Source organism: Ktedonospora formicarum (assembly GCF_016587355.1).
Lineage (GTDB): Bacteria > Chloroflexota > Ktedonobacteria > Ktedonobacterales > Ktedonobacteraceae > Ktedonobacter > Ktedonobacter formicarum.
In genome coordinates, this window is the sequence record NZ_BNJF01000001.1 from 1,933,018 (window position 1) to 1,952,099 (window position 19,082).

A 19,082-nucleotide genomic window follows, 5' to 3' on the forward strand; every position below is an offset into this window, starting at 1 on the left:
AGGGTTTTCCTTCACAAAATTGAGTTTAGAGGAGTTCCCGCTTTTTGGATCGGGAACCCCTCCATCGCATTAGACGTCGAATGCGACCTCGCGGCCCTCACGGGCAGAGGCGTAACAGGCGTCAATAATGCGTGAGCGGCGCAGGCCATCTGTCCCATTATGGAGCGCCCAGTTCCCACCCTGAATATTGGCAATGAACTGACGCGCAACCGCGAGATGGAATTCTCCATTGGTGGTCTTCGGGCTGATGACAGAGGGCGCACCCGCGACATCAGTATAGATACGCAGCGTATCCCCATATGAATAATTCTGGACTTTGATCTCAGCGCCACCCTCAGTGCCATAGAGAATGATACCATAGTCATCGCCGTAACTGCTATGGGTTGCCCAGCTGCATTCAAGCGATAGCGTGGCCCCATTAGAGAGGCGCATAAAGGCCGTCGCCAGATCTTCTACATTATACGCATTGGTATTCTCATGCTTGATGGAATTGTTATCAAAGCCCAGGCCACGATGCCCAAGTTCACCATAAGTAGTCGCGGAAACGGTCTTCACATCTGGCTCATCGAGCAGGTGAAGCGCGAAGTCCAGCACGTGAACGCCCAGATCAATCAAGGGGCCGCCACCTGACTTCTCTTTGTTAACAAACCAGGAACCAAGGCCCGGAATGCCGCGACGGCGCATCCAGTAAGCCTTTGCATAGTAAATCTTACCAAGTTTACCTTCTTCGATGTAACGCTTGAGGGTGGTTACGTCGCCACGTTCGCGATGATTGAAGACAACTTGGAGAACGCGATTAGCCTTTGTCGCAGCCGCGACCATGGCCTCAGCATCCTCAAGCTTGTGCGCCAGAGGCTTCTCACAGAGCACGTGCAAACCGCGCTCAAGGGCACTTATAGCGATGGGAGCATGCAGGAAATTGGGAACACCAATACTGATAGCATCGAGATCGTCACGCTCCAATAGTTCTTCATAGAAGCGATAGCGATGGGGAACATCGAAGCGCTCACCGAGCAGTTCAAGACGATCTTCTTCAAGCCCTGCCAGGGCCACAACCTCGACATTGGGGATTTGCTTGTATGCTTTTAGAATGGTTTCGCCACCGAACCCGAGCCCAACGACACCGACACGCACACGGTCTTTAAGTTGTAAATCAGCCATGATATTAACAGGTACCTTTTCTAGTTGGACAATGTTGTTGCTCCCGCCTGCGGACTTGCAAGAGGATCAGTTACTCCATTATAAAGACTGCAATTGGAAGTCGCAAGGGAGCAAATTTCTACAATGCCAACTAGAGCCTCTGAATGTCGTCTATTCTCATATTCCTTTGTTCAACATATGAATGGCGTGTCCGAGCGCACCATCCGCGCTCTCTAACAGAACTTCGCTCAGACCGGGATGTGTGTAGATAATCTCCGAGAGGTCGGTCAGCGTGGCCCCCATCTCGATAGCCAGAGTCACCTGCCCTATTAGTTCACCCGCACGTGGACCAATTACCGTCGCCCCAGCAAGACATCATCAGAGTTCGCGACAACTAGAGCCGAGCCAGTATCAGAAGCCAGGGTCAGGGCTCGCCCATTGGCTGCAAAGGGGAAACGAGCGCTTTTGGTAGTATAACCCGCCTGCACAGCCTCCTCTAGAGTCAAACCAACTGTCGCAAACTCTGGCATAGTATGAACTACAGAGGGAATTACGAGAGGAGCGAATTGTACGCGCTGTCCGGAAAGCACCTCAGCGGCAATCTTGCCCTGCTTCATCGCTACACTGGCAAGCGCAGAGGTACCAGTGCAATCACCAATGGCATAGATACGCTCGGTGCTGGCCTTAAGCATCGAATCGACGGCGATACCACCCGAATCATTCAGGCGCACACGCGCGTTCTCAAGGTGCAAATCCGCAACGCGAGGTGTAACGCCCGCTGAAAGCAGCAGGGGGCGCTTCTCAATATCCGCAGGCTTCACTTTGCTCTTAACCTGAACCCCTAATTTACGCAGACCAGCCTGGAGCAGACGTTGCAGGACAGGTTCACCGTGATCGAAGAGACGCTCAGTTGGCGTATAGAGGGTGACACGTACTCCCAGGCGCACGAAGAGGGTCGCCAGTTCGAGGGCAATGTAGTCATCCCCGCAATCACCAATTCGGATGGCAGTTCAGGAAGCGCGAGGGCCTGCTCAGGTGAGAGCACATCACGCCCATCGTAGGGTAGATCGCTGATCACGGTAGGGGTAGCCCCAGTGGCGATGATACAGTGCTCGAACTTGAAACGGTGCGAACCATGCACACCCTCGACTCGCACTTCGCGCTCATTGATAAACCAGCCCGTACCTGTCACCAGTTCGATACGGTTCCCCGCGAGCAACTGGCGCACTCCATTAGAGAGGCGCTCAACCACACTCTGCTTCCAGCGCTGCATACTGGGCCAATCGAAGGTTACGGACTCCGTGTGGATACCTAGTGAAGCCAGCTCAGCTGGTTGAGCCTGATGATAACGCTCGCTGGCTGAAAGCAGTGCCTTCAAAGGAATGCAGCCGCGATTGAGACAGGTGCCACCCGCATCTCCAGGGTCCACCAGCGTCACATGATGTCCATACTGGGCGGCGCGGATGGCAGCGACATAGCCACCTGGGCCAGCGCCCAATACCAGCACATCGACCGCTGTAGTTACATCACCAACAACCATAGGATTGCCTCTTTCTAGCGACTAGACCAAATCCAATAGCAAGCGTTGTGGTTGCTCAACCAGAGCTTTGAAGCGAGCCAGGAAGCGACCAGCCTGAGCACCATCAATCAGGCGATGATCGAAAGAGAGGGCCAGTGGCATACTCGGGCGCGTATGCACCTCGCCATTCACCAGCACAAGCTTATCTTGAAGGCGTCCCACAGCCAGGATTGCGGCCTCTGGATAATTGATAATGGGTGTACCGCTACTGCCACCAAAACCACCTACGTTGTTGAGGGTAAAGGTGCTACCCGTGAGCTCGGGGAGTGCGAGCGTTCGCTTCTGAGCTCCCTGGATCAGATGCTCTAATTTCTGAGCTATCTGAGAAAGCGTCAGTTTGTCCGCATCACGCAATACAGGAACAAGAAGCCCCTCAGGCGAATCAGCGGCAACCCCAATATGATAGGCGCGCTTATAGATGATCTCGCGCCGCTCCTCGTCCAGGCTGGCGTTAAAGATCGGATACTCTTTCAACACAGGCACAAGTAGCTTGATCAGTAGAGGCATATAAGTAAAACGCAGGCCTCGCTGCTCAGCGACAGGCTTGAGCGAGGCACGTAGTTCCACCAAAGCGGTACAGTCTACCTCATCAAAGGCCGTAGCGTGCGGTATAGTGCGCCAGGAAAGCTCCATACGCTCCGCGATTCGCTTACGCAATCCGGTCAAAGGCTGGCGTTCTTCTATCTCTGCAGAGGCGACAGCAGGTATCACCTTCGACACATGGGATACGCTCTCAGTGTCAGGCTCAGGAGGCTGCGCGATGAAGCGCTCAAGATCGGGCATGGTCACACGTCCTGAGGCTGAGGCGGGAACTCGCGCCAGGTCCACCTGAAGCTCAAAAGCCCGTTTACGTACGGCGGGCGAGGCAAGCACCCGACTGCCATTAGGCGGTGACGTAGTACGAGCCTCCGAAATAACGCTTGTCCGCGCCGTACTTCTCTTACCTGAGATAGCATGTGAGCCATTATGCGGGCTACTACGCTCTGGACGAGTCTTCGCAGGCCCCCCTTCTGCTGGCTCAAATGAGATAAGCAATTCACCTACTTTCGCGGCCTGTCCGCCTGGCACATGAATCGACGCGACACGACCAGCCACCGGAGCGGGAATATCTATCACGGCCTTATCGGTCTCGACCTGCACCATTGGCTGATCTTGCTTTATGGTTTCACCGGGCTGTACCAGCCAGCGTATGATCTCGGCCTCCTGCATCCCCTCGCCAAGGTCAGGTAAGCGAAATTCCTCCATAGTGTATCTCTCCCAAATAACGCTAAGGCCACTACGGCTCAAACACGCGCTTGAGCGCATCGAAAACACGGGCCGGTGTTGGCAGGTAAAAATCTTCCTGCCCAGGCACGGGATAAGGGGTATCATAGCCCGTCACACGCTCAACCGGCTTGAGCAGCGAATAGAGGCAATGATCATTGATAATCGAAACGACTTCCGCGCCTACGCCTCCCGCTCGGGGAGCCTCATGAACAATAACCGCGCGCCCGGTTTTCTCAACTGAGGCGATAATGGCAGCTTCATCGAGAGGCCAGATAGTACGCAGATCGATAATCTCAATGCTGGCACCTAACTCATCCTGAGCACGCTGGGCGGCCTCGCGCGCCACGGATACCATCGCGCCGTAGGCAATCAGGCTGACGTCATGTCCTTCCTGCACGATATTAGCCTTTCCCAGCGGGAGAGTATAATGCTCCTCGGGCGTCTCCTGGCGAAACGAGCGATAGAGCTTGATATTCTCAAGAAAAAGCACAGGGTCGGGGTCGGCTACGGCGGAGGCCAGTAACCCCTTAGCATCATAGGGTGTGGAGGGCAACACGACCTTGAGGCCAGGCGTCTGCATAAAGATGCCTTCAAGGCTATCGGAATGCAGTTCAGGAGTGCGTACACCACCACCATAGGGGGCACGCACGACCAGAGGGCATGTATAAACGCCCGCAGAGCGGAAGCGCATGCGCGCAGCCTGCGTCACCAACTGGCTCATACACAGATAGAGAAAGCCAGCGAACTGAATCTCAGCAATAGGACGCATCCCATAGACCACCATCCCCACCGAGCTTCCGATGATAGCCGATTCCGAAAGAGGTGTATCGAAGACCCGTTGCTCACCAAAGCGGCGCTGCAAGTGCTCTGTGACGCGAAAGACTCCCCCATTGGCCCCGATATCCTGGCCCAATAAAATCGTGCGTTTGTCCCGCTCCAATTCGAGAGAGAGCGCATTATTCAGAGCCTCGATCATGGTCATCTGCATGACTGGTTACTCCCTTTCATCCTGTGACTGACGGAGCGCGCGCAACATCTCCGTATGCTGCGCCTGGAGACGTGGCGAAGGGTTTTCGCTTGCCCACGCAAAGAAGGAGTCAGGTGCGTTAGGTGGCATGGCAAGGGCTTCACTGGCGGCCTCATTTACCTCTTCTTCAACCGAAGCCTGTAGCTCACGGTCGCTCTCTTCTGTGAGCAAGCCTTCGGCCAGCAGATAACGACGCAAGCGAGCTAGTGGATCTTTCGCTCGCCACGCCTCAACCTCCTGCTCATCACGGTAGCGCGTTGGGTCGTCAGCGGTGGTATGCGCGCCAATGCGATAGGTCAGCGCCTCAACGAGGGTTGGGCCATCTCCCGCTCGCGCTCGCTCAACAGCCTCGCGCATGACAGCATAGACCGCGAATATATCGTTGCCGTCAACCAAACGCGAGGGCAAACCAAACCCCACACCACGCACCGCCAGGGTAGTCGCTGCCGATTGACGCTTACGCGGCACACTGATAGCCCAGCCATTATTCTGTACCACCAGCACCACTGGAGCTTTATAGACACCCGCGAAGTTGAGCGCTTCACTGAAGTCGCCCTCGGAAGTCGCGCCATCCCCACATACCCCTACCGCAACGGCTGGCTCTCCTGAAAGCTTCGCGCCCATCGCAAGCCCCACGGCATGGAGCATCTGGGTACCAATTACAATCTGAATGGGCAGGCAGTTAACACCTTGAGGGTAGGTGGGGGTAAAGCCGCGAAAGGAGTAGATCAGCGTCGTCAACGGCACACCCTTAATGATATGTGAGCCAATTTCTCGATACGAGGTCGCCAGCCAGTCCTGAGCTTGCAATGGTGCAGCAAGCCCAATCGCGGTCGCCTCCTGCCCTACGAGCGAACCAAAGGTGGTGGCACGCCCCTGGCGCTGGAGGGCAATGATCTTATTAGAAAAGGCCCGCGCAAGGCTCATCGTACGATAGAAATACATGCTGGTATCACCTGCGGAAGCGCCCATATCGGGCAACGGGCCAACCAGTCTCCCCTCTTCATTGAGCACCTGGTAGGGAACCATAGTGGCATCTATCTGTTGCGTTGACACAGCATACTCCTTCTGAATAAAGCGGCACAAAGCAAGCAAGGATTTCAGATCTTATGCGCAAAACAACCTCGCTCTCGCGGTAAGGAATAAATAGAGAAAAGTGCGAAAAGCGCACTGGTGAGTAGCGCCAATAGGGAGGGACACCAGTGCGCGACCGAAAAGATCAAGAAGGAGAACTGGTCTGTGTGGCAAAGAGCCAGGGAGCCTCCAACCGTCTCTGTTGTTCATAGTTAGCGATATCATCCCTATGTGAGAGGGACCAGCCAACATTATCCAGGCCATTGAGTAGAGCATGCCTTTTGAAGGCGTCGATCTCGAAATGGAGCACACTACCATCAGGCTTCGTCACACTCTGCGTTGCCAAATCCACGCTCAACGTATAGCCCTCCTGAACCTCAACTTCGGCAAAGAGTTGATGCACAGTCGCCGGATCAAAGGTAATAGGCAACATACCATTATTAAAGCAGTTGTTATAGAAGATATCAGCAAAGCTCGGCGCGATCAGGCAGCGAAAACCATATTCGCGAATGGCCCAGGGAGCGTGCTCGCGCGACGAACCACACCCGAAGTTATCATCACTCAGCAGGATACTGGCTCCCTGATAGCGTGGCTGGTTGAGCACGAAATCAGGATTAGGAGACTTATCATCACCCAGGTAGCGCCAGTTTGCAAAGAGCACATGCGCAAAACCAGTGCGACGAATCGTCTTCAGAAAGCGCGCTGGCGAAATCTCGTCTGTATTGACATTGGTTCGATCCAAAGGGGCCACCAGCCCCGTCAGGGTGGTAAAGGGTTCCATAAAACTCCTCTATCAATACCTCTCGAACACTTGAGAGCGTTCAAATTTCTACGAACACCAACACCGCCTTAACAGCGGCTCGCACCATGCCTCCGCATGAGGGTTGGATGTATCAATGCTGCTCGCGAATATCGACAAAATGGCCCGCACACGCTGCGGCTGCGGCCATGGCTGGGCTAACAAGATGTGTTCGTCCGCCTCGTCCCTGCCGTCCCTCGAAATTGCGATTCGAGGTGCTGGCACAGCGCTCACCTTCGCTCAGGCGGTCACCGTTCATCGCGATACACATACTACAACCAGCCTCTCGCCACTCGAAACCAGCCTCTCGGAAGATATCAGCTAGCCCCTCTTCTTCGGCCTGACGGCGTACCTGCATTGAGCCAGGAACAACCAGAGCGCGTACATGGGATGCGACATGGCGACCTCTAACATACTGAGCGGCCATACGCAGATCTTCCAGGCGCGAGTTTGTACATGAGCCGATGAAGACTGTATCAAGCTTGATATTGGTTAGTCGTTCGCCCGGTTGAAGATTCATATACGTCAGCGCACGCTCCATCGCCTGTCGCTTCACAGGATCGGTCTCACGCGCGGGATTAGGAACCACATCGGTGACCTCAACCACCATGCCAGGATTCGTACCCCAGGTTACCTGGGGTGCCAACCCCTCTACGTTCACCTCATAGGTAGCATCAAAGGAGGCTCCAGGATCAGAAGCCAATTGTCGCCAGGATGCGACCGCCTGCTCAAAGAGTTCGCCTTTGGGCGCGTAGAGCCGTCCCTTGATGTAGTTGAACGTTGTCTCATCCGGCGCAACCATCCCAGCACGCGCGCCTGCCTCAATAGCCAGATTACAGAGCGTCATACGCCCTTCCATTGAAAGCGAACGCACTGTGGAGCCAGTGAACTCGATAACATGTCCAGTGCCCACGCCCGTACCAAGTTGACCAATCACATATAACGCGATATCCTTCGCCGTCACTTCGGGAGCAACCTGACCTTCGATGCGAATATTCATGGTTTTGGGCTTCTTCTGCAAGAGGCACTGCGTCGCCAGAACATGCTCAACCTCACTGGTACCAATACCAATGGCAAATACTCCCAGCGCACCATGCGTCGAGGTATGCGAATCACCGCACACCAGTGTCATTCCAGGCAATGTCAGGCCCAGTTCAGGACCAATAATATGCACAATTCCCTGGTGTGCATCCTGCATATCAAAGAGTGTCAGGCCAAAATCGCGCGCGTTCTGCTCCAGCGTCGTAATACAGAGGGTACTCTCGTTATCGACAACATCCAACATCTTGCGCCCTGTGACGGTAGGAACATTATGGTCAAGCACCGCTACGGTCGCATCAGGACGGCGTACGGGCCGTCCCGAATCGCGTAGCCCGGCGAACGCCTGGGGCGAGGTCGCTTCATGGACAAGGTGCCGATCGATATAGAGCATCGTTGACTCCCCCACCACATCCCTTACTACATGTGCATCCCAGATCTTATCAAACATAGTTTTTGGCCCTGTTGCCTGTGGCCCGAGGTCTTGTGACATAACAGCGTCTCCATTTGAATGCTTGTAAAGGACTCGCTACAAGTGGGGAATGATCTAAGCAGTATAGGTCTTGCCCTGGGCAGCCTCAGCAATATAGCGCATATCAAGCTCCTCAAGCGTTTTCTTCTTGCCCAGCAAGAGCTTCGCCATCTGGAAAGCCTGATCAAGCTGCTCTTTCTCAAGCTCATAACCAAGCTCATGCATCTGCGCGGAGAGGGCGGCACGACCCGAGAGCTTGCCCACATAAATGCGTCGATCAGCCGCGTTCAGGCCAATAGATTCAGGTGTCATGATCTCATACGTGCGAGCATCCTTTAAAACACCATCCTGATGGATACCACCACCATGCGCGAAGGCATTCTTACCCACAACGCTCTTGGTCCACTGCACCTGCATGCCTGAATAGCGCCCGATGAGATGACTGGTAGGAATAATCTTCGTAGTATCCACATTGACCGCCATGCCAAGATCATTAGAGCGCGTATGAATGACCATAACCAGTTCTTCGGTCGCGGCATTTCCCGCGCGCTCTCCCAGACCGTTAAAGCTGCAATCGACGCGTTCGGCACCGTTGCGCACGCCCTCCATAGCATTGGCAACAGCCATACCCAAATCATCATGACAATGGGCAGAGATGCGGATACCGGGGAACTCGCGCCTGACATCAGCAACCAGCTTGCCGAACTCCCAGGGAAGAGAGATTCCGACTGTGTCGCAGAGAGTCACAAAGCGCACACCTTCCCGCAGCAGAGCCGCGCAGACTTCGAGAATAAAGTCCGGCTCAGTGCGTGTGGTATCCTCAAGAGCGAAGTCAACGTTCTCGGTGTATTCACGGGCATGGGCTACAGCCGTTCGTGCCATTTCAAGCACTTCTTCGCGTGTCTTGCCCAGCTTCACTTTCCGATGGAGAGGTGACACACTAATAAAGGGTTCGATCACGGGATGGGCAGCGATCTTAACCGCCTCCCAGGCCGCATCGATATCGGCAAAGTTCGCGCGTCCAATCGCGCATATCTCTGCGTTCTCAACCTTAGAAGCGATTAAACGTACGGCCTCAAATTCGCCGGGGGAAGAAATGGGGAAGCCACAATCGATGGTATCAAAGCCCATGTTGGCAAGCGCCTGAGCAATGGCGAGCTTCTCTTCAGGAAAGTAGTTCACGCCAGGAGTTTGTTCGCCATCGCGAAGCGTCGTCTCGTAGAACTTGATGATGCGTGGTTCTGTAGTCATACAAGTCACTCCTTTGTGCTGAAAGACGAACCATTCAACCAGACCAATACGAAGAACGAGGCTAAAAATATCGAAGCATGCTACAACTAATGGCCCATAAAAAGCGAGAAATGCTTTTGATTCTTTACACGAAAAACAAATTTATAGAGCGCAAGAGGCATTGATTTTCGTGTAAGGCCTAAGTCAATATGTTCTCTCCTACTTCTATTGTGCCACAGGCAACCGCATCCACAGGTAGGCACCAATATGCGGCACATAGTGAGGTAGACAACATTGGGGGCGGTCATCTCAGAGACAGCAGAACGGGCAGTAAAGCAGTTATCAGCGTTGATATCCGCGCACAAGTGCTTAAAGAGAAAAACCGAAACCCCATCGTTTCGCCATACCACAACAATGTGAAAAGATACTTGCATAAGTATCCCAACGACATATTCTGTAGCCATTATACGCAGGAGAGATATAATACTGCAAGCATCGATCCATCTCCCAAAAAAGGGGCAATCTAACAGTTTGCTACCTACACATTTACTACGTATTAATATAGGGAGAACATGGACACAACACAGAAAGGACGTCATAAACAAATGTATCAGGAATCGGGGGATAACAGGCAACCAGGAGAATATAGTGCCGCTCCACAGGTAGAGCCGACCTACACTGAGTATGCTGGATACGGTGAAGTAGGAGGCTACACGCCACTACCTTCTAATAGCACCTACCAATACTCTAGCGCGGGGCAATTCCCCACTCCAATATCTTCTTATCCTTCCTTCTCTACAGCTAGCGGTAACGATGTAGAACCACCAGCCACGCCATTATCCATACGTGAAGGTTTGCGCCAGTTACCGAGCCAGTGGTGGAAGACTATCTGGAAACCTTCTCAGACGAAGTTCCTTGAAGAGAAAGGGAAGGCCAGTTGGGGCCTTTTATGGATAGTCATCCTTACAACCTCAGTGATCTACGGCGTACTCCAATTCGTGCAACCCTACATCCCTGGCTCCCTGCTGAATCTGACCAGCTGGCTTTCTCAATCTAGCATGCGTTACCAGACCCCAACAACCAGTAGTATTACCGAACTCAACGCAACTATACACCAGATACAGCAATGGAGTGGCATCTTCACAGGCATTGCGTTTCTCATAGGAGAAGGCATTTACTTCCTGTTCGCCAAAATGTTTAAGGGGCGCGGAACCTTCCTTCAGCAGGTGTATACCAACATGCTCTATACCCTCCCGACTCAGCTACTCCTGGGAATTATCTTCACACTCCCCATTATTGGCGGTGTGTTAGGATACCTATTATCAATGTTCGTTGGCATTTATCTCTACATTCTGCGGATCTTCTCGACCCAGGCGGTCCATCGTCTAAGTATCGGGAAAGCACTGGGCGTAGTCCTCCTTCCCCTGGCGCTATGGACCGTGCTGGGATTCGTGCTTGGCTTTGTTATCGTAATCATTATCATCATGAATATGCCCATGCTCAACAATTGATCGATGGAGACAGAAGTGGAAGAGTCAACATGGGCATGTTGACTCTTTCACTTCTGTCTCCACAAATCATCATAAAGGCTGGATTCGCGAGAGAATGAGATTGCACATCGGACTGCCAATCACGCAGGGCTATCTAGTTCTCCTCCCGTCATTGCCTCGGCCCGCAACGCTAATCTACCATCAGGTTAATGAAATCTGGGGGTAGAAAGGGACAACATCTGACCATCTGGCGGAAGAGAATTGGGTATGATGGAAGATACATGAAACTCTTAGGTATGGTTCAGTTCCCCCGATGCTTGTTCAGTCTATTGCCAGCTCGCAGAGTCATTGCTTGCAGAGGGTATCACGGGGCATAGGCGAGGGAACCTATCAGGTTTCTCTGATGAGAGAGAACACCTGGTCTGTGTCTCGCGCGAGGGAAACAAATTTCCCTCTGCGGCAGCATAGACAGCGAACCATCTAGGGAGCGACTGGCGACGATTGGCTCATCCAAAGGCGAGAGGAAAGCCATGCGCAAGGGAAAGAGGATAGGCTAGAAAAAGAGAGAGTAGTGCCTCTCAGGTAAGCAAGTAAGGGACCGGGCAATACGTGGAGTAGTGGGTGTGGTGGGTGTGGTGGGTGTGGTGGGGTTGAAGGTTCCAGAAAGCCTACGAGATCACTCGTTTGCTCTGCTCGCGGGGGCACAATTCGTGTCTCAGGCGGGCAACATGGCGCTAGTCATCGGGATCAACCTGGTAGCATATCGCGGCCACAGCCTAATGGCCCTGGTGTGCGCGGTCATGCTAATATACGTACCGCAAAGGGTGGTGGCCCCCCTGAGCGGTCGCCTCGCGGACAAACTCGCGAGGCGAAATCTGCTTCTGGCTGCGAACGGGAGCCTTATGGGGCTCTCATTCGTACTCTGGTGGTTGCAGCACGACCATCAGTTGCAGCACGATCACCCACTGTGGTGGCTAAAGCTGTACGCACTGCAAGTGGTCATCGGTCTGACGACTGGTGTACTGACCACCGCTGAATCCGCGTTCGTCCAGGAGATGGTCTCTCCCAGGGTGCTCGTGAACGCTCAGTACGTCAACGGGATGGTTTCGAACGCCGGGCAGGTTCTAGGGAGTGCCCTCAGTAGCTGGTTGGCCTCGAAGAGCTACGATTTGCTCTTCGCGTTCAACGGGGCAAGCTTTCTCCTGATGCTGCTCGTCCTGTTCGGTGCAAAGGCCGGGCGGGAAAAGCCACTTCCCAAGGGAGATGAAGCGCCTATGAGCGCCGCGTGGGAGTACATTAAGCACCCTGAACGCTCTGATGCCAGGTGGGCGTTGCTTGTGTACGGGACTGTCTGCATCTTCTGCTTCAATGGCCTTGTACTGCAACCGCTCATCGGGTATCACTTGCTCGGTGGAGAGAATGCGTACACCATGCTCGCGCTGGCCAACGCGATTGGTGCTCTGGTAGGCTCACTTGTGCTTTCGCTGGTGAAGACACGCGCAACCGTAAGATGGTTGCTGGCATGGTGTGTGTGGAACGCCTCGTTCCTCACGCTCTATGGGGCCTCATTCTCGCCGCCTGTGTCGATGGTCTGCCTGGGCATTGCTTCTATAGGCGGGAGTGCTATCGCGAACTCGGCGAGGGTCATTGTTGTGGAGGGAGCACCCAACGAGTTGCTGGGACGTCTCTACAGCATCTATGGTCGGCGCAGTTACATTGGTCAACTGGCTGCCAACCTGCTTGCTGCCTCGGTGGCTGCCGGGCTTGGAATTCGTGCCGCCGCCACTTGTATTACAGCGGCGGGTGTGATCGTCCTCTGTGCACTAGGAGCGTTCTACCTCCTTCGCTCGCGCTCACGCTCGGGATGAGCGTAATCTTCGCCTGTCCGCTCACGGTCTCGGTGAGCCTGCCATATCGCATGGCGGCTCTCACCGGGACCGTTTGTTTATAGAGCCAGACGCAATAAAAAGAGAGATACATCATACCTCCCACAGGACACCCTTTTTCTCCTCTCTCCCTTCCCTATTAGGTACCAGCGACGCGAAAACGCACGTAACAAGGGATGTTCCCTTAGAACTGAAATCCCTGGTCGATCACATAAATTTCATGCGCATGCCAGGCCAACATGCTACAATATGGAGGATATATTTCGGTACCAGGAGAGTTAAAAAGTCATGGAGCAAGATCCCAGGAATAGCGCCCTAGGCGACCAGGATCAACCTGCATTTGGGAAATCCCCTTATGATCCACTTCCACCAGATAGCCAGCCAAGAGACCAGTATAGCCCACACGATGGTACATCCATACCCGCGAGTATTCCTCTGAAAGAGGACATTCAACAGCTACCAGGCAAGTACTTGCGCATACTCACCAGACCAGGCACACAACGCTTTGCCATGGAAGCGGGGCAAGGGCAATGGGATATCGTCTGGCTACAGCTCGTAGCCTACGCGATCCTTGTTGGTATCCTATCCTATGTTGGACTCCTGCTTTCAGGCGGCTTGAATACCCTGACAACGGCTAGCGCAGGCACCATCGCGGTCCCAGCGACGGCTCAGCGAGTGCTCGAGATCGCTGCATCACTAGCCATTATCATTCTTATTCCGCTAGCCTTCTTCTTCTGGCAAGGTATTCTCTTCATGAGCTCTCGGATGTTTGGAGGGCGTGGACTCTTTGTTCAGCAGAACTATGCCGCGACACTGTACTGGATTCCGCTGGGCATCATCGGTAGCATCCTGGGAGCACTGCCCTTTATTGACGGCACCATAACCTTAATTATTACTGTTCTCTTCGGCTGCTACCAGCTAGTTTTAACCTTCTTTGCCCTCAAAGCAGTTCATCAATTGAGCACGGGGCGAGCCCTGGGCGCGCTCATACTCCCCACTATCGTTATCTTTGTCTTCGCCCTCTGCGCTTTCGCAAGCCTTTATGCTCTCAGTGGACTCGCGTAACACAACAGAAGCAAAAAATCTGCCTCCATTTCTAGCCCGGCGTGAGAAATGCCACACGGACTGGAAATAGAGGCAAAGAATATATGTATGAGACCCTGGGCATCCTTCTACAATACAAGGAAAAAACGTTCAGATGCCCATTCATGTTATACGCTTGTAATAGTCGAGACAAACCTGGCAAACTATACTCGTTGGAACGAGCACACTTGCTCAGGAGACCAGTTCAAGAGCGGGAACCCCAAGTACACGAGCTAATATCCGTAGATGATAAGGCTGTGCCTCAACGCGCCCATTTTCAAGAGAAGTAATAGTATCTCGACGAAGACCACTGAGGTTAGCTAATTGGCCGAGGCTAATTCCTTGACGCTGACGAAGATGACGTACATTGATTAAACCCCGAACCTTCGAACTTTTGTCCTTAGCAGATTTCATTGGCCTCTCCTTTGAGGTAGAAAGTAGCTTCGCTGTCGACATTGCCAACGAAGGTCTTCAACGTGCCTGTGATTAACACGCATCGGACAATTTCCTCCAACTGATAAATAGCATACCAGATGAAACGCAGCGTTGTCCAGATGAACAACTTGCACCTCGCTGAAACTGATATGCGCTTTACAACCATATCCATCAACACCGCTTGCTTTTTCTCAGCTATCTGATATACGGATCAGGCTGGGAAAAAGATGCAGCCCTTCAGGCGCGCTCATGCAACATAGGAGAAACACTAAAGCATATCCCGCGCGCTTGAGCACGACCTCACTGATGCCGGGTCTTCCATTGGATGCTGATCCTGTTGGGAAAGGACGTATGGAGGGCGATAACCATCACACTCTCCACTGATATATATATCGCAAATCGGGCCAAAATGATACACATTTGGATAGTATTTTTCTCCCTGGTACGTTTGTTTTGCGAAAATTGAGGGGCGTTGTGCCTTGATGCCTGCTACAGCTCAGGCTATCGATGCCTCAGGCCGTTAACCACCAGTCGGCGATGTTCCAGGTGTTGAGTGAGGGGTTAGCATTGGCAAATACGTTTCGCACACGCTGATCCACGGTGAGAATGTTCGATTCACTATATAAGGGGATGGTATACACCTGCGCACTTACCTGTTTGAGAAAACGCTGATATGCCTGAAGGCGAGCAGAGAAATCAACAGTCGACGTTCCTTGCTCCAGGGCCTGATCGATAAGTGGATCGTGTACACGCCCATAGTTGCTTAATCCAGGCTGACTAGCACTAGGAATCTGCGTAGAATGAAAAACACCCAACTGATCCTCGGGATCTGGACTATTGAAATAGGTAAAGAGCGCCAGGTCGAAAGCGCCTGTTGCCAGCGTGCCTCCTTTTGTATATATACCAAAGAAGGTATCCAGGTCATAAGTCGCTATATCTACCTGAATGCCCACGGCACGCAAATCATGCTGTATCGCCTTTGAGACCGCGAGGCGTACCGAATCATGCGCGGTCGTGGCAAGCCGCACGTGAAATACCTGCGAACCTTTATGTAGCAATCCATCGGACTGTAGATGCCATCCCGCCTGGGCCAACAACTGGCGAGCATACGCAGGATCAAAGGTAGCATTCTGTATTGCATCATCATAGAAAAGCGAGGGACGTGGCTCCACCTGATTAACACGACGTCCGCAATCAGGCTGTCCCAGAGCAGAACGCAGGAGCCCGCAGACATCTATAGCCGCCTGAAGCGCCTGGCGTAGGCGCACATCCTGCCATACGGCACGTGACTGGTTAATATCAAGATGGGCATATGACGCGGTAGGCTCCTGCACTAGCCTCACACGTTGAGGCAGCTTTTGTAAGAGTGGCAAATCACTCTCTTGATAACCCTGCCCTACGGTCACGGTATCCGCACGCGCAGCCTCCGCCAGTGCCCGAGGCGAGCCATATACCTGATACGTCACCTGAGAAAGATAGGGACCATGAAAGGTCGTTGAGCGATACTTGAGGTTCGGGGCTAAGACATAGCTCTTACCAGGCTCAAAACGTGATATCAGGTAGGGGCCACTGGTCACCTGGGGAGCTTGAAACACAGACACGATATTTTGCAGATCTATAGGTTGTAAGTGACCCCAGGCATGTTCGGGTGCGGCATATGGCAAATAAAAGAGATAGGGACCAAAAGGACGCTTCATATGCAATACAACAGTGAAGGCATCTGGTGTGTCAATACTGGCAATCTGATCATAGCCAGTAATCACAGTTGCGCCGGTCTGTTGGTTCTGATTGAGTTGCCACCAGAACTTAAAGTCGCTGGCTTGAATGGGCTGACCATCCGACCAGTGCAGATCAGGACGCAGATGCATCGTAATGGTCTTCCCTCCATCCGTCACACCTCCATTTTCGGGGAGAGGAACCTCAAGCAACTGATCGGCATGCACATGAAATTGCTGATCAAACACGACTGGCTGTCCCCAGAGCATGCTATCAAGTGCCAGATCCGGCGAGGAGCTAGCGAAGAGAGGATTCGCGGTAATAGGAAATTGCAGGTCCGCAAAGACGAGATTACCAGAGGGCTGAGAACCGGAAAAGGGTTGGACAGAATAGGGGCCAATCCAGGGAGAGGAATGAGCAGGCGGGGATGATGCAGAAGACAGGCAGGCATTACACAATAGCAAGAGGCAGCCAAGCACGCATAAGAGAGGCACGTGCTTGCGGAGATCGGCAAGCGATGTCAAAGCACCGAGCATCACCGCCAGCCACCTCCTTCCATATCCCAGGACAAAACACGCAATAACAACCATTCGGGTTTAGTATCCCTTACACGCTAACAAGAATCACACCCATTAACATATAAGGGATAACCTCGATTCTCAAGGAGTAGCCTGATTGTCTCGTGTGTTATCGCCTCCTTGAGGGGGCATCTCTGGCGGTAGCACTAACAATGTGGGGCCATCAGGATTATCAACCAGCATGGTTCTTACCATCCAGGCAGGGCTCTCAGAGCTCTGCTGAATACTATTCACATGCCCCATCGTCTGATAGATGCGTTGCACACTAAATTCGCTGAGTTGCACAGCTATCTGACCAAGGATCTCCTGAGTGACGCCATCGCGCTGATCGCCTTGAATCCAGAAGATGACACCATCGTGTTCGTATATTAACTCTAGTTGGCCGTTGTGTACCCATTCATGAGTGCGATTATTGAGGTTATAGACCCATTGACCGTCAACAGTGATAGCAGCCTGTCCATCAGGTCCAATACGTAATGCATGAGCGGAGCCAAGCGAGACGTTCTGGATCACTTTCACGCGTGGCTTAAACTCCCAGATAGTAATCTTACCAGTACCATGAGGCTTCAAACCAGGGGCGGAGTAATTACTCACAAGTTGCAGGATCGGACCATCGGTCCAGAACATCCCCTGGTTTTGAATCAGGTAGGCATCCTCCATGGTAAAGTTGGTGGGAAGGTAACTCGGCCAGTAGAAAGGAAATTGAAGCCGAGAGGCTGTATCAAATAAACTAATTTGTTTGGTAGCATTCTCAGCTTTTGCCCTCATCTGTTGTTGAGGCGCTCGCACAGAATCTAACGCATCTGGAAGCGTACGAGTCTCCACTACACCTGTGTGCGGTCCAGCAAGCAGGTAGGTCATGCCAGAGGCAAAGGCATTACTCGTCGCGACCATTGTAGCCAGCATAAATATGAAGCAGGACGAGGCTACAGCGATAGATGTACGTTGGATAGGCCAGAGTTGCGCAAACCATTGCCAGAGCGAAAAGCGAAAAAGTTGGCGATGCAAGTGCAGGTGCCGAAAGACACGAGCATACGTCCGTTGCTCAAAACCTTGAGACACCGGTCGAAACTGAGCATTCTCTGCATCGAGCAGCGTCTGCACAAAGTAAGGGGGAAGTTCTTCATCAGCGGGTGAGAAGAGGCCCTGTAACTCATGTGCGAACGCCAGATCATCTTCAGAGAAGTCATCTGGTAAAAGACCTTCGTTACTCAAGCTGCGAGCAGAAGGATCTTCATCAGGATCTTGCAAGCACCCATCAAATTCGCTCGTACTCATGCGCGTGCTCCTTGAGCGTCTCGCGTAAACTCTTTCTTGCCCTCCACAGACGAGTATCAACAGCGTGACGAGTCAACCCCGTCTTCTTCGCCAACTCCTCCGTGCTGGCAAACTTGAAGTAACGCTGATAGATCAGATAGCGGTCTAGTTCGGGCAGCGTTGCCAAGGCGAGCCGCAGTTCCTCGCGTCTCTCGCTTTGTTCCAAAAGATTTTCCATACTGGCTTCGGGATGAGGAGGCAGAGCGACACGGCTCTCGGACTCATACCCCCAGCCAGAGAATTTGCGACTCCCGCCCCCCTCTGCCGATCCCCATTGACGAGTTTCATCAGCGGATTGCAGAGTATGCGTTTGTCGACGACACAACTGGCGTCGGCGATCCAAAGCAATGTATTTGGCTCGCATAGTCAGCCAGGTGCGCAATGTACCTCGGCTAGAATCAAATGTATCGATTTCCTGCCAAACAGCGATAAACAGGTCATTGACACATTCTTCCGCATCCTGGGCTACCCCGATACCATCGAGGACTACCCGGATAAAATAAAACACTTCGCGAGAATAACGGGTGATAAGGGTTTCTAGCGCTTCCGGGTCGCGGTCATGCAACCGTCGCGCAAGGTCATCATCTGACCAATCATGTCGCACCATCTTTGCTCCTTGCAGACCTGTGTCTATCTCCTTACTTACAGGCAAGCTTGAGCACCGCTGTTGGATCTCCAAGCCGGAAACTCACCTAGAGGAAAGTAATGAGATACACTGATCAATGGTACACCCCATCATAAGAGAGTTATCCCCCTTAAAGGATATACGCCTCCCCAGGGGAAGCATCTCTCATAATTTTGGGGCTTTTTACCATTTTGCGCAAAACATAGGTAAATGTCAAGCTATTTAACGACGAATTACGAAATTTACGCACTCTTATTCACCAATTCTAAGGAAGAGCTTCTTTACCAAGCAGACGTATAGGCAGATCAAGTTTTCCATGTTATAATG

15 protein-coding genes and 1 pseudogene are annotated in these 19,082 nt (G+C 52.7%); 3 read left to right on the plus strand and 13 right to left on the minus strand.

Features of this window, described 5'->3' with window-relative positions:
* Positions 1 to 69 precede the first annotated feature (69 nt).
* From K3T82_RS08265 to K3T82_RS08310, 9 genes and pseudogenes are all read right to left on the minus strand, one after another.
* Positions 70 to 1,161 carry a Gfo/Idh/MocA family protein gene (locus K3T82_RS08265; RefSeq protein WP_220193006.1) on the minus strand — a complete coding sequence of 364 codons (1,092 nt, stop codon included), beginning with the start codon at positions 1,159 to 1,161 and terminating at the stop codon, positions 70 to 72.
* A gap of 156 nt (positions 1,162 to 1,317) precedes the next feature.
* Positions 1,318 to 2,087 (minus strand): annotated as a pseudogene (locus K3T82_RS49040) (FAD-dependent oxidoreductase).
* Complete coding sequence (locus tag K3T82_RS08280) at positions 1,982 to 2,680, minus strand: FAD-dependent oxidoreductase (RefSeq protein WP_220193008.1); 699 nt, start codon at positions 2,678 to 2,680, stop codon at positions 1,982 to 1,984. The pseudogene K3T82_RS49040 and the gene K3T82_RS08280 overlap by 106 nt, the downstream one beginning before the upstream one ends.
* Before the next feature lie 21 nt (positions 2,681 to 2,701).
* Complete coding sequence (locus K3T82_RS08285; protein WP_220193009.1) at positions 2,702 to 3,964, minus strand: dihydrolipoamide acetyltransferase family protein; 1,263 nt, start codon at positions 3,962 to 3,964, stop codon at positions 2,702 to 2,704.
* A gap of 31 nt (positions 3,965 to 3,995) precedes the next feature.
* Positions 3,996 to 4,973, minus strand: coding sequence for an alpha-ketoacid dehydrogenase subunit beta (locus K3T82_RS08290; RefSeq protein WP_220193010.1), 978 nt, complete (start codon positions 4,971 to 4,973; stop codon positions 3,996 to 3,998).
* A gap of 6 nt (positions 4,974 to 4,979) precedes the next feature.
* Positions 4,980 to 6,068 (minus strand): pyruvate dehydrogenase (acetyl-transferring) E1 component subunit alpha, encoded by a 1,089-nt coding sequence (gene pdhA / locus K3T82_RS08295; protein ID WP_220193011.1) that lies wholly within the window; start codon positions 6,066 to 6,068, stop codon positions 4,980 to 4,982.
* A gap of 163 nt (positions 6,069 to 6,231) precedes the next feature.
* Entirely contained in the window at positions 6,232 to 6,867 is a 636-nt protein-coding gene (gene leuD, locus K3T82_RS08300) for a 3-isopropylmalate dehydratase small subunit (RefSeq protein ID WP_220193012.1), read from the minus strand.
* A 112-nt stretch (positions 6,868 to 6,979) separates the two neighbouring features.
* Entirely contained in the window at positions 6,980 to 8,416 is a 1,437-nt protein-coding gene (leuC, locus tag K3T82_RS08305) for a 3-isopropylmalate dehydratase large subunit (protein ID WP_220193013.1), read from the minus strand.
* Between the two features lie 54 nt (positions 8,417 to 8,470).
* A complete protein-coding gene (locus tag K3T82_RS08310) occupies positions 8,471 to 9,646 on the minus strand; it encodes a 2-isopropylmalate synthase (protein ID WP_220193014.1) in 1,176 nt (391 codons plus the stop codon).
* A 551-nt stretch (positions 9,647 to 10,197) separates the two neighbouring features.
* Between K3T82_RS08310 and K3T82_RS08315 the strand changes: the two genes are divergently transcribed.
* From K3T82_RS08315 to K3T82_RS08325, 3 genes are all read left to right on the plus strand, one after another.
* Positions 10,198 to 11,136 (plus strand): Yip1 family protein, encoded by a 939-nt coding sequence (locus K3T82_RS08315; protein ID WP_220193015.1) that lies wholly within the window; start codon positions 10,198 to 10,200, stop codon positions 11,134 to 11,136.
* A gap of 602 nt (positions 11,137 to 11,738) precedes the next feature.
* A complete protein-coding gene (locus K3T82_RS08320) occupies positions 11,739 to 12,983 on the plus strand; it encodes an MFS transporter (protein ID WP_220193016.1) in 1,245 nt (414 codons plus the stop codon).
* Between the two features lie 306 nt (positions 12,984 to 13,289).
* On the plus strand, positions 13,290 to 14,066 hold the full coding sequence (locus K3T82_RS08325) for a Yip1 family protein (RefSeq protein WP_220193017.1): 777 nt from the start codon (positions 13,290 to 13,292) through the stop codon (positions 14,064 to 14,066).
* A 210-nt stretch (positions 14,067 to 14,276) separates the two neighbouring features.
* Here K3T82_RS08325 and K3T82_RS08330 read toward each other — a convergent pair whose 3' ends face one another.
* The 4 genes from K3T82_RS08330 to K3T82_RS08345 form a co-directional block, all read right to left on the minus strand.
* Entirely contained in the window at positions 14,277 to 14,498 is a 222-nt protein-coding gene (locus K3T82_RS08330; RefSeq protein ID WP_220193018.1) for a helix-turn-helix domain-containing protein, read from the minus strand.
* 533 nt (positions 14,499 to 15,031) lie between these two features.
* Positions 15,032 to 16,771, minus strand: a complete 1,740-nt coding sequence (locus K3T82_RS08335; RefSeq protein ID WP_236031262.1) for an ABC transporter substrate-binding protein — start codon at positions 16,769 to 16,771, stop codon at positions 15,032 to 15,034.
* A 123-nt stretch (positions 16,772 to 16,894) separates the two neighbouring features.
* Positions 16,895 to 18,091: a hypothetical protein gene (locus K3T82_RS08340; protein ID WP_220193020.1), complete on the minus strand. Its 1,197-nt coding sequence runs from the start codon at positions 18,089 to 18,091 to the stop codon at positions 16,895 to 16,897.
* Positions 18,072 to 18,737 carry a sigma-70 family RNA polymerase sigma factor gene (locus tag K3T82_RS08345; RefSeq protein ID WP_220193021.1) on the minus strand — a complete coding sequence of 222 codons (666 nt, stop codon included), beginning with the start codon at positions 18,735 to 18,737 and terminating at the stop codon, positions 18,072 to 18,074. Before K3T82_RS08345 ends, K3T82_RS08340 begins: the two co-directional genes overlap by 20 nt.
* Positions 18,738 to 19,082 lie beyond the last annotated feature (345 nt).

Bases quoted from the DNA above. Each gene is read 5' to 3' on its own strand.
- K3T82_RS08265 (WP_220193006.1), bottom strand. From the start codon at position 1,161: ATGGCTGATTTACAACTTAAAGACCGTGTGCGTGTCGGTGTCGTTGGG.
- K3T82_RS08280 (WP_220193008.1), bottom strand. From the start codon at position 2,680: ATGGTTGTTGGTGATGTAACTACAGCGGTCGATGTGCTGGTATTGGGC.
- K3T82_RS08285 (WP_220193009.1), bottom strand. From the start codon at position 3,964: ATGGAGGAATTTCGCTTACCTGACCTTGGCGAGGGGATGCAGGAGGCC.
- K3T82_RS08290 (WP_220193010.1), bottom strand. From the start codon at position 4,973: ATGCAGATGACCATGATCGAGGCTCTGAATAATGCGCTCTCTCTCGAA.
- leuD (WP_220193012.1), bottom strand. From the start codon at position 6,867: ATGGAACCCTTTACCACCCTGACGGGGCTGGTGGCCCCTTTGGATCGA.
- leuC (WP_220193013.1), bottom strand. From the start codon at position 8,416: ATGTCACAAGACCTCGGGCCACAGGCAACAGGGCCAAAAACTATGTTT.
- K3T82_RS08310 (WP_220193014.1), bottom strand. From the start codon at position 9,646: ATGACTACAGAACCACGCATCATCAAGTTCTACGAGACGACGCTTCGC.
- K3T82_RS08315 (WP_220193015.1), top strand. From the start codon at position 10,198: ATGGACACAACACAGAAAGGACGTCATAAACAAATGTATCAGGAATCG.
- K3T82_RS08325 (WP_220193017.1), top strand. From the start codon at position 13,290: ATGGAGCAAGATCCCAGGAATAGCGCCCTAGGCGACCAGGATCAACCT.
- K3T82_RS08330 (WP_220193018.1), bottom strand. From the start codon at position 14,498: ATGAAATCTGCTAAGGACAAAAGTTCGAAGGTTCGGGGTTTAATCAAT.
- K3T82_RS08335 (WP_236031262.1), bottom strand. From the start codon at position 16,771: ATGCTCGGTGCTTTGACATCGCTTGCCGATCTCCGCAAGCACGTGCCT.
- K3T82_RS08340 (WP_220193020.1), bottom strand. From the start codon at position 18,091: ATGAGTACGAGCGAATTTGATGGGTGCTTGCAAGATCCTGATGAAGAT.
- K3T82_RS08345 (WP_220193021.1), bottom strand. From the start codon at position 18,737: ATGGTGCGACATGATTGGTCAGATGATGACCTTGCGCGACGGTTGCAT.